The following is a 9,570-nucleotide window of genomic DNA, read 5'->3' as shown; positions in this document are numbered from 1 at the left end:
TTAATTAATACGTTGGGTGTTAACAATACTATTTTCAGTTCCAAAACTGTTAGCCTCATAAGCGTCTGCTTTATGATCGTTATCCCAAAATTCGCCATTTATTAAATACCGAAAGTGGTATTGTTGATCAAGAGGAAGGCGTTGTTTGCATTTAAACACACCTTGTTTTTTATTAAGCTTCATTGGCACGGGCTGCCAGCTGTTAAACTCGCCAATTAAGCAGACCTCTTGCGCATCTGGGTGAGCAAATTCAAAGGTGATTTCCGCTTCATCTTTTGTTTTAAAAAATCGTTTGTGCAACATAGTAGGCTCCAACTAAACAGTAAAAGGTATTTAATTATTGCCACAGGGCCTATTTTTAAGCTGGCGATGTGGGAATGTATTCAGTCAAACTTTAAGCTAACTGTAGTAAAGCAAAATTTTGTTTACGCAATATTACAGTGCAGGCAATCTTACTTATCGCACTTTATTAGTGCGTAAAACATAAAATATAGATATTAAGAATGACATATTTAGTACACAGCAATTTTCAAACCAATTAGAGCGATTTAACTATTTAATACTTACCTTTATTACACTGATGACTTGGTTTGAAGTAAAAAGAGAGCTTACTCAATAAACTGCTTTTGTTACGTATTCACATCAGTGATAATACACATCAATTTAACGCTCTGAAATATCGTAAATTTCATGTTGAAAAAAAGCATTTTATTAACTACGGCATTCATTTTTTTAGTTGTCGCAGTGTCTATTATTTCCTCAATCTACACCTTATATAGTAAAAAGGAAATTTCATTCGACCCTAAACTCAAAGAAATATCAGGCATTGAATTTGATAAGCGCGATCGCTTGTGGGCAATTAATGATGGGGGTGACGATCCAAAGCTTTACCGCTTAAATAAAGATGGGTCGATTGCGCAAAAAATTTTAGTATCTAATGCTAAAAACATTGATTGGGAAGACATGACTCAAAATAAATTTGGTCATTTCTTTTTAGGTGATTTTGGCAACAATAAAAATGATAGGCGTTGGCTGACTATTTATAAAATAGAGAATCCAATCGATATTAAAACCGATACAACAAATGCCGAAATAATAAAGTTTACGTACCCTGAAATGGATGGCAATCCAATAAAACCAAGTAATCGTAATTTTGATCTAGAAGCGTTTGTAGCCTTGGGTCGCCACCTTTATTTATTCACTAAAAACCGCACAGAACCTTTTGATGGCATTACAAATTTATACAAAGTAGGCGACCACGCTGCTAACTTTAAAGCCCAATTAATAGGATCTTTTAAAACCTGTACAACAATGGAAAAACTGTGCTGGATAACCTCTGCAGCGTTAAGCCCAGATCGTAAAAAACTCGTACTACTCGACTCTACCAGTATTTGGTTATTTGAGAACTTTAAAGGTGATCAGTTTTTCTCTGGTGATGTGTCTAAAATAGATTTAGGCATCGTTACGCAAAAAGAAGCCATCACTTTTTATGACGATAATACAATTGTATTCACCGACGAGGAGTTTAAAGGAATTGGTGGTAATGCCTACTTTATAAAACTTGATAAAGCAAAAAAAGTGGTTGTTAAACGCGCTCTCCCATAGTGCAATAAAACATAAATTTACATAGGAAGTACATCAACGTTTAAACTTGGTTTCTAAAATAACCGAAGAAGTTGTACGTTCCACACCATCTAAATTACCAATATCATCGAGTAAGTGGCTGAGTTTTTCTAAGTTTTGTGCTTGTACAACTGCAATTAAGTCAAACTCACCACTTATTGCATAAAGCTGTGATATCGCATCAATTTGCTTTAGCTCAATATTCGTCTTAGTAGTAAGCTTTTGAATCACCTTTATTGACACATGCGCCGATACCATTTTACTTAAAAAAGCATCGCCGTAATCAACGCTATAGCCTTTAATAACACCCGTTTCTTCTAATTTAAGCATCCTACTTTGCACTGTAGAACGCGATAAATTAAGAATTCTAGCTAAGTCAGAAATACTCGCTCTGGCGTTGGTTTTAAGAACAGAAAGTAGCTTTTCATCTTGTGGAGTTATCATATTGCTTATTGATTTCGTTATTTTGACTTTTATTGTAATCAATTTTCACAAAATAGCACTGCAAATTTAACCTATAACCTTCGATAATAACCACTAATAACAAAAATTACCTAGCTGAGAAAACGCTAACGTTTTTATTTTGCTAATCTTTATTCAATATTCACAATTTTTAGGTGTACATAATGCAAGTAACAAGAGACTTATTTAATGATGTAATGGTGCCAAACTACAACCCTTCTGCTGTTATTCCAGTGCGAGGCGAAGGCTCACGTGTATGGGATCAAAGTGACAATGAGTTTATTGATTTTGCAGGTGGTATCGCCGTTAATTGTTTAGGCCACTGTCACCCAGCGCTTGTTAATGCACTTAAAGAGCAAGGTGAGAAAATTTGGCACTTATCAAATGTAATGACTAACGAGCCTGCCCTGCGTTTAGCACAAAAAATGGTTGAAGCTACATTTGCTGATAAAGTGTATTTTGCAAACTCAGGCGCAGAAGCTAACGAAGCGGCTCTGAAGCTTGCTCGTCGCTTCGCACTTGACGTACACGGCGAAGAAAAGTCACAAATTATAGCGTTTAACAAAGGTTTTCACGGTCGTACATTTTTTACTGTAACGGTGGGTGGACAAGCTGCTTACTCTGATGGCTTTGGCCCTAAACCTGGCGACATTATGCATTGTGATTACAACGATATTGCAGCATTTGAAGCACTTATCAGTGATAAAACATGTGCCGTGATGATGGAGCCACTTCAAGGTGAAGGCGGCATTATTTCACCTACCGACGAATTTGCTAAAAAAGTACGCGAATTATGTACTAAACACAATGCACTGCTAATTTTTGATGAAGTACAAACAGGCGTTGGCCGCACTGGCGATTTATACGCTTACGAAGGCTTAGGTGTAGTACCCGATATTTTAACGACTGCTAAAGCGTTAGGTGGTGGTTTTCCTATAGGTGCGATGATCACACGCACTGCTATTGCAGAGCATTTAAAAATAGGTACGCATGGCTCTACGTACGGTGGCAACCCACTTGCCTGTGCAGTAGCAGAAGCAGCCTTTGATACCGTAAATACACCTGATGTACTAAACGGCGTAAAAGAGCGTGAACAGTTATTCCGCGATGGCTTAAACGCAATAAACGAAAAATACAACGTATTTAGCGAAGTACGTGGTAAAGGTTTACTTATTGGCGCTGTATTAAACGATAAATATGAAGGCCGCGCACGTGACTTTTTAGTTGCCAGTGCTAACAATGGTTTAATGAACCTTGTTGCAGGCATGAATGTTATTCGTTTTACCCCTTCTTTAGTTATTCCATTTGAAGATATTAAAGAAGGCCTAGCACGCTTTGAAAAAGCAGTAAGCGACGTAGTAAACGGCTAATTTAATTAAGCGCGCCTCAGGGCGCGCTGTTGGAGCAAGTAATAAATGCAAGTATTACGTCCTATTACCACTGCAGATTTTGCCGCACTTAAGCAAATTGCAATCGAGTCAGGCCATGGGTTTACATCACTTCCGGTGGACGATGAGCAATTAAAAGAAAAAATAGATCGTGCCGAAAAAAGCTTTGCTAAAAATATCAATCAGCCGTTAGATGAGAGCTACCTATTTGTTTTAGAAGATAGCGAAACAGGTGAAGTCATTGGTACTACCGCCATAGAAGCCGCGGTTGGCTTATCGGTACCGCTGTACCATTACCATTTAGGTAAAACAGTACACCACTCGCCTACACTTAATGTTTATAACACCGTAGATATTTTAAGCATGTGTAACGATTACACCGGATGCTCTGAAATATGTACTTTGTTTTTGCGCGAAAACAGCCGCAAAGGTTTAACCGGTCGATTTTTATCACGTTCACGCTTTTTATTTATGGCGCAGCACAGCGAACGCTTTGCCGATACCGTGATTGCTGAGATGCGCGGTGTAAGTGACGAAGATGGTCATTCACCGTTTTGGCAGTGGCTGCAAGAGCACTTTTTTAGTATTGAGTTTCCTCAGGCTGATCACTTAGTGGGGCTTGGCGATAAAGTGTTTATTAGTGAGTTAATGCCTAAATACCCTATTTACGTCAACTTACTCAGTAAAAAAGCCCAAGCAGTGATTGGCAACGTGCATGATAAAACTAAACCGGCGCTCAAACTGCTCGAAAAAGAAGGTTTTGAGCATCGTGGCTACGTTGATTTGTTTGATGCAGGGCCAACGGTAGAAGCTAAGCTTGGTAATATTCGCAGTGTTCGTGAGTCTCAAGTATGCCCTATTACAATTGGCGAGCTGGAACATATTAGCCAGCACAGCTCAGATACTTTAGCCGTTTGCAATCAAGGTGTAAGTGGGTTTAGAGCAACCTTTACCCAGCACGCCCACTATAACCACGCTAAGCACACATTAGTAATAAGCCAAGAAGTGGCTGATGCCCTTAATCTATCCCAAGGAGATGCAGCGCGTTTTTTCCGCCTGTAAAACAAATATGAACACACACCTTATAAATAACCAATGGCAAACAGGCCAAGGCCCCGCTTTTAACTCTGTTAACCCAAGTAACGGCGAAGTTGTATGGCAAGGTAATGGCGCAAATGCCGAGCAAGTAGATTCTGCAATTAATGCAGCTAGAGCCGCACAAGTACAGTGGGCCGATACGCCAATTGAGTCGCGTATAACCATACTTGAAAACTTTGTAGCACAATTAAAAGAGCACAGCGAAGAATTTGCAGCCATTATAGCGCGCGAAACCGGCAAGCCTCTTTGGGAAACACGAACAGAAGTAGGCGCTATGACTGGTAAAGTAGCCATTTCTATCAAAGCCTATAATGAACGCACCGGCACAACAGAAAACCCAATGCCGGGTGCTAAAGCCTTTATACGCCATAAACCACACGGCGTTGTAGCTATATTTGGCCCGTATAATTTCCCTGGGCATTTACCTAATGGCCATATCGTACCGGCTATTTTAGCGGGTAACACCGTTGTATTTAAACCGTCTGAGCTAACCCCTCACGTTGCTGAATTTACTTTAGCACTTTGGTTAAAAGCAGGATTACCAGCGGGTGTTATTAACCTAGTTCAAGGTGAGGTAGAAACAGGTAAAGCACTTGCTTCACATAAAGACATAGACGGCTTATTTTTTACCGGCAGCTCAAACACCGGCCATTTATTACATAAACAGTTTGCAGGCCACCCAGGTAAAATATTAGCACTTGAAATGGGCGGTAATAACCCATTAATAGTTAAAGATGTAGCCGATGTAAACGCTGCAGTGCACGATATTATTCAGTCTGGCTTTATTACTTCTGGCCAGCGCTGTACTTGTGCCCGCCGCGTGTTTATTGAGAATTCAACCAATGGCGATGCCATTTTAGAAAAACTAATTAGCGCGACTAAAAATATCGTTGTTGACGACAGTTTTGCAACTGACCAGCCATTTATGGGTGCAATGATAAGCGAAAGAGCAGCCCTTGGTATGGTTGCTGCGCAAAAAGAATTAGTTGAAAGCGGCGGCGAAATACTCGTTGAGCTTAAGCAGCTAAAAGCAGGCACCGGCTTTGTAAGCCCAGGTATTATTGATGTTACTAACATTACCAACATGGCCGATGAAGAACACTTTGGCCCGCTTATAAAAGTTTACCGCTACAACAACTTTAACAGCGCAATAGCAGAGGCTAATAACACCAGCTTTGGTTTATCAGCAGGCTTACTTGGCGATAACGAAGATGATTACAGCCACTTTTTAAAGCGTATTCGTGCTGGCATTGTAAATTGGAACCGCCCTATTACGGGTGCATCTAGTGCTGCACCGTTTGGTGGTATTGGTGCAAGTGGTAATCACCGTGCTAGCGCTTATTATGCTGCAGATTACTGCGCTTACCCTGTTGCGTCGGTTGAATCAGAAAAAGTGAATTTACCGCAAACTTTAGCACCTGGCTTAGTAATAGAATAATACCCATTTTTAAGGATTTAACATGCATACTAACGTAAATACATTATTTGAAAACCTATGGGATAACTATTTAGCAGTTACCCCATCGGCAGATAAAATTCATGACCTTTTAGGTTCAACCCAAAAAGACGACATAATTAACGACCATATTGCGCTACGTACGTTCAATATTGAAAAAGTAGGCCTTGAAAAACTAGCAGCACACTTTTTAGCGTTAGGTTACACAGAGTGCGGCGAATACCACTTTGAAGCTAAAAAGCTATACGCTAAACACTACGAACACAGCGATCCTAAGCAACCTAAAGTATTTATCTCTGAGTTATTAGTTGAAAAGTGTTCACCAGAGTTACAAGCCATTGTGACAGATATGGTAGAGCAAATAGATGAGAACGCAGTAATTGCCGATAACTTTTTATACTCAGGCACCCATTGGCAAGTAAGTAGCGACACTTATAAGCAATTACTCGCTGAAAGTGAGTACGCAGCGTGGATGTCGGCATGGGGCTACCGTGCAAACCACTTTACTGTAAATATTAATATGCTTGCCAAGTTTGATAACATTCACGATGTTAACCAAGCGCTTAAAGATGCAGGCTTTGCGCTTAATACATCAGGCGGCGAAGTAAAAGGCTCGCCAGAGGTGCTACTGGAGCAATCATCAACACTTGCTGATGATTACGCCGTTACCTTTAGCGACGGCGACATGCGCATTCCTAGCTGTTTTTATGAGTTTGCAATACGTTACCCTAAAGCTGATGGTGAACTTTACACAGGCTTTGTTGCAGCTTCAGCTGATAAAATATTTGAAAGCACAAACGCTCGCTAAATACTCTTGATCGTTAATTTTTCAACGTAAAAAAGCCCTTTTGGGCTTTTTTTAATGCCGCAACTCTGTTTTAAGTACCCAAAATACCCTTTAAGCTGGGTATAGATTTAATATTCTTGTCGTTAAGATAAGCACTTTAAATCGTATAACCGTTTGTTTATAAATAAAATAAATTATTATTAATTTTAATGTTTTTTATATTGCATAACATAATATTGGGTATTATTATCTCGCCGCTTCTTGATGATAGCCAATCCGAGTACATTACAAACCCTGTTTGTAGCAAGGCGATAGAGCAACTATCCAAGAGTGAATTTGACTGTGCGTAAGCACTATTGATCTCACTCAACCGACTCGCGGATAAACCATAACCCGAGCGGTTGCTTAATTGACTCGGAAAATATAATGGCTTTATCAACTCAACTAAAAGACACCGTAACTAAAGTACCTTCAGCAGCGGTTGCTGCAAATCAGGCATTTGATTATGTACAACCGACCAACACGCACATTGAGCAACTTGCAGCACAATTTGGTGCACCACTTATGGTCCTTGACTGCGAAGCTATTCGTCGCCAATACCACGCGCTTAAAAATGCATTACCAGGCGTTGTTTTACACTTTGCATTAAAACCACTGCCTTTAGCCGCTGTTGTGCGCACCTTACTTGAAGAAGGCGCAAGCTTTGATTTGGCAACAAGTGGTGAAGTTGATTTAGTGGCAAGCCAAGGCGTGCCAAGTGAACGTACTATACACACTCACCCTATTAAGCGCGACAGTGATATTCGCGATGCGCTAGCGTATGGCTGCACAGTGTTTGTTGTTGATAACATAAACGAGCTTGAAAAGTTTATTGCCTACAAAGACCAAGCTGAAATTTTAGTGCGCTTAAGCTTTCGTAATAAAGATGCATTTGCAGATTTATCTAAAAAGTTTGGCTGCAGCCCTGACGCTGCAATTGACATTATTAGCTACGCACAGCAACTAGGTATTCGTATAAAAGGATTATCGTTTCACGTTGGCTCGCAATCACCAAACCCAACTAAATATGTTGAAGCAATAAATGCGTGTGCAAAAGTAATTAACAAAGTCAGTGAACTTGGTTTACCAGCACTTAGCACACTCGATATTGGTGGTGGTTTCCCTGTACCATACAGCGCAGATGTACTGCCAATTAACGTTTTTTGTGCACCAATAAATGTAGCATTAGCGCAATTACCCGAAACAATGCAAATTATTGCAGAGCCGGGTCGTTTTATTGTAGCAAGTAGCGTAACTAGCGTAGCCTCAGTTATGGGCCAAGCGCAGCGCGAAGGTAGAACGTGGTATTACTTAGATGACGGTATTTACGGCTCTTTCAGCGGCTTAATGTTTGACGAAGCAGCCTACCCTATAGACAGTGCTAAACAAGATGGCGAGCGTTTTGAGTCTGTACTTGCTGGCCCAACATGCGACAGCATAGACGTAGTGAGTGACTCGATTATGTTACCAAAACTAAACAACGGCGATTTAATTATCAGCCGTATGATGGGCGCATACACACTGGCTACAGCAACCGACTTTAACTTTTTCAAACGAGCTGAAGTTATTGTATTAAACGAACAAGTACACAGCCAGGTATTAACTGGCTAATTGGTTAAATTTCCTCAACTATAGTTACGTTGGCTTGTAACTATATACTTAAACGCAGTTGCTCATTCCAACTGCGTTTTTTAGCTTTAAAAACAACCTGATACTCAATGTAGTCTGTAGCAATAAATAGTTGTATTTGTTTACTCGTATTTATTTACCCCCAAAATGTTAAATTGCATATCGCGACTATTCTTACCGGGTTTGAACAAACTTAAATTCGCCCACTATCACTTTCAATTACTTAAACATAGCGAATATTTGCATTAAACTTACTCTTAACCATTGCTTTTAAGTTGATCGCCCCACACAACTTTAACGTAAGTGTTTTAAATTAAAGGTGCCAATCATGAAAAATGAACTCGACAATAAACAAATACTTGCCGTGTACGATCGAATACAAAAACGCGGAGAAACGAACGATGAAGGCAAGCATTATCAAGGTGTTACTGCATTCTCAGATGTAGATGGATACACAATTTATTTACAAGGTAGTGGCGTACTATTACGCTTTGGTTTTCATAACACTTATCATCTTGATTACGAGCACGATAAACATAAAGATGATTTCTTAAAAAAATTACACAATATCGCCAACGAGGAATAATGTATCCAAGAAAAGTAAGAAAGCGCAGCGACAGCATTCTCAATACAGCCTTTATTAATCAGGTAATAGCTGCGCTTAAATCAGATCCATCAAAACTCGCCGTCATTCAAGAAAACCTGGAAAAATACAGAAGCCAACGCCATTTAAAACGGGGGTTTTTACTCGCAATTGAACGCTTTGACTGGGTATTTGAGGCAAGTGATGATGTTAATTTTATTTGTGAACAAATACTAGCTGACGACTATATTGGAAATCGCCTAAGACGTTACCCCCTTCTATTCAAAGGCGTGATTAGCGAACAATAATAGCTATTATTTATACTAAATAACATCTATACAAGCCAGATAAAAGCCTCAGGTAATTTCCAAATTAGCGTGGTTAATATTATTTAGCCAGAGCTAGTTGCCTTACCCTGCCCCAGTAATGCTAACCTTCCCTAAGTTATTAGTGCACTAAGTAATTGTTGTGTTTGTGCTCACTTGGATTAAAAAATACTATTAGT

10 protein-coding genes are annotated in these 9,570 nt (G+C 39.7%); 8 read left to right on the top strand and 2 right to left on the bottom strand.

Annotated elements, in window-relative coordinates; genetic code table 11:
- Entirely contained in the window at window positions 1–303 is a 303-nt protein-coding gene (locus CWB65_RS01350; protein WP_008127875.1) for an isoamylase early set domain-containing protein, read from the bottom strand.
- Between the two features lie 387 nt (window positions 304–690).
- Here CWB65_RS01350 and CWB65_RS01345 point away from each other — a divergent pair, with 387 nt between their 5' ends.
- Window positions 691–1,605, top strand: coding sequence for a hypothetical protein (locus CWB65_RS01345; protein ID WP_138739685.1), 915 nt, complete (start codon window positions 691–693; stop codon window positions 1,603–1,605).
- Window positions 1,606–1,638: 33 nt separating this feature from the next.
- Here CWB65_RS01345 and CWB65_RS01340 read toward each other — a convergent pair whose 3' ends face one another.
- Window positions 1,639–2,067, bottom strand: a complete 429-nt coding sequence (locus CWB65_RS01340) for an Lrp/AsnC family transcriptional regulator (RefSeq protein ID WP_006791771.1) — start codon at window positions 2,065–2,067, stop codon at window positions 1,639–1,641.
- 182 nt (window positions 2,068–2,249) lie between these two features.
- Between CWB65_RS01340 and CWB65_RS01335 the strand changes: the two genes are divergently transcribed.
- The 7 genes from CWB65_RS01335 to CWB65_RS01305 all read left to right on the top strand — a co-directional run bounded on the left by CWB65_RS01335 (window position 2,250) and on the right by CWB65_RS01305 (window position 9,373).
- Complete coding sequence (locus CWB65_RS01335) at window positions 2,250–3,455, top strand: aspartate aminotransferase family protein (protein WP_138739684.1); 1,206 nt, start codon at window positions 2,250–2,252, stop codon at window positions 3,453–3,455.
- 45 nt (window positions 3,456–3,500) lie between these two features.
- Entirely contained in the window at window positions 3,501–4,535 is a 1,035-nt protein-coding gene (gene astA / locus CWB65_RS01330; RefSeq protein ID WP_138739683.1) for an arginine N-succinyltransferase, read from the top strand.
- Window positions 4,536–4,542: 7 nt separating this feature from the next.
- Window positions 4,543–6,009: a succinylglutamate-semialdehyde dehydrogenase gene (gene astD, locus CWB65_RS01325; RefSeq protein ID WP_138739682.1), complete on the top strand. Its 1,467-nt coding sequence runs from the start codon at window positions 4,543–4,545 to the stop codon at window positions 6,007–6,009.
- 22 nt (window positions 6,010–6,031) lie between these two features.
- A complete protein-coding gene (locus tag CWB65_RS01320) occupies window positions 6,032–6,835 on the top strand; it encodes a DUF1338 domain-containing protein (RefSeq protein WP_138739681.1) in 804 nt (267 codons plus the stop codon).
- A 405-nt stretch (window positions 6,836–7,240) separates the two neighbouring features.
- Window positions 7,241–8,464 (top strand): type III PLP-dependent enzyme, encoded by a 1,224-nt coding sequence (locus CWB65_RS01315; RefSeq protein WP_138739680.1) that lies wholly within the window; start codon window positions 7,241–7,243, stop codon window positions 8,462–8,464.
- Window positions 8,465–8,810: 346 nt separating this feature from the next.
- A complete protein-coding gene (locus CWB65_RS01310; RefSeq protein ID WP_138739679.1) occupies window positions 8,811–9,068 on the top strand; it encodes a DUF3081 domain-containing protein in 258 nt (85 codons plus the stop codon).
- On the top strand, window positions 9,068–9,373 hold the full coding sequence (locus CWB65_RS01305) for a hypothetical protein (protein ID WP_138739678.1): 306 nt from the start codon (window positions 9,068–9,070) through the stop codon (window positions 9,371–9,373). The genes CWB65_RS01310 and CWB65_RS01305 overlap by 1 nt, the downstream gene beginning before the upstream one ends.
- Window positions 9,374–9,570: the final 197 nt, after the last annotated feature.

Origin of the sequence: Pseudoalteromonas sp. S554 (assembly GCF_005930865.1) — a bacterium.
GTDB classification, from domain to species: domain Bacteria; phylum Pseudomonadota; class Gammaproteobacteria; order Enterobacterales; family Alteromonadaceae; genus Pseudoalteromonas; species Pseudoalteromonas marina.
Note: the sequence above shows the minus strand (reverse complement) of the source record. Positions and strands in the feature narration are given on the sequence as shown.

Bases quoted from the DNA above. Each gene is read 5' to 3' on its own strand.
- CWB65_RS01350 (WP_008127875.1), bottom strand. From the start codon at position 303: ATGTTGCACAAACGATTTTTTAAAACAAAAGATGAAGCGGAAATCACC.
- CWB65_RS01345 (WP_138739685.1), top strand. From the start codon at position 691: ATGTTGAAAAAAAGCATTTTATTAACTACGGCATTCATTTTTTTAGTT.
- CWB65_RS01340 (WP_006791771.1), bottom strand. From the start codon at position 2,067: ATGATAACTCCACAAGATGAAAAGCTACTTTCTGTTCTTAAAACCAAC.
- CWB65_RS01335 (WP_138739684.1), top strand. From the start codon at position 2,250: ATGCAAGTAACAAGAGACTTATTTAATGATGTAATGGTGCCAAACTAC.
- astA (WP_138739683.1), top strand. From the start codon at position 3,501: ATGCAAGTATTACGTCCTATTACCACTGCAGATTTTGCCGCACTTAAG.
- astD (WP_138739682.1), top strand. From the start codon at position 4,543: ATGAACACACACCTTATAAATAACCAATGGCAAACAGGCCAAGGCCCC.
- CWB65_RS01320 (WP_138739681.1), top strand. From the start codon at position 6,032: ATGCATACTAACGTAAATACATTATTTGAAAACCTATGGGATAACTAT.
- CWB65_RS01315 (WP_138739680.1), top strand. From the start codon at position 7,241: ATGGCTTTATCAACTCAACTAAAAGACACCGTAACTAAAGTACCTTCA.
- CWB65_RS01310 (WP_138739679.1), top strand. From the start codon at position 8,811: ATGAAAAATGAACTCGACAATAAACAAATACTTGCCGTGTACGATCGA.
- CWB65_RS01305 (WP_138739678.1), top strand. From the start codon at position 9,068: ATGTATCCAAGAAAAGTAAGAAAGCGCAGCGACAGCATTCTCAATACA.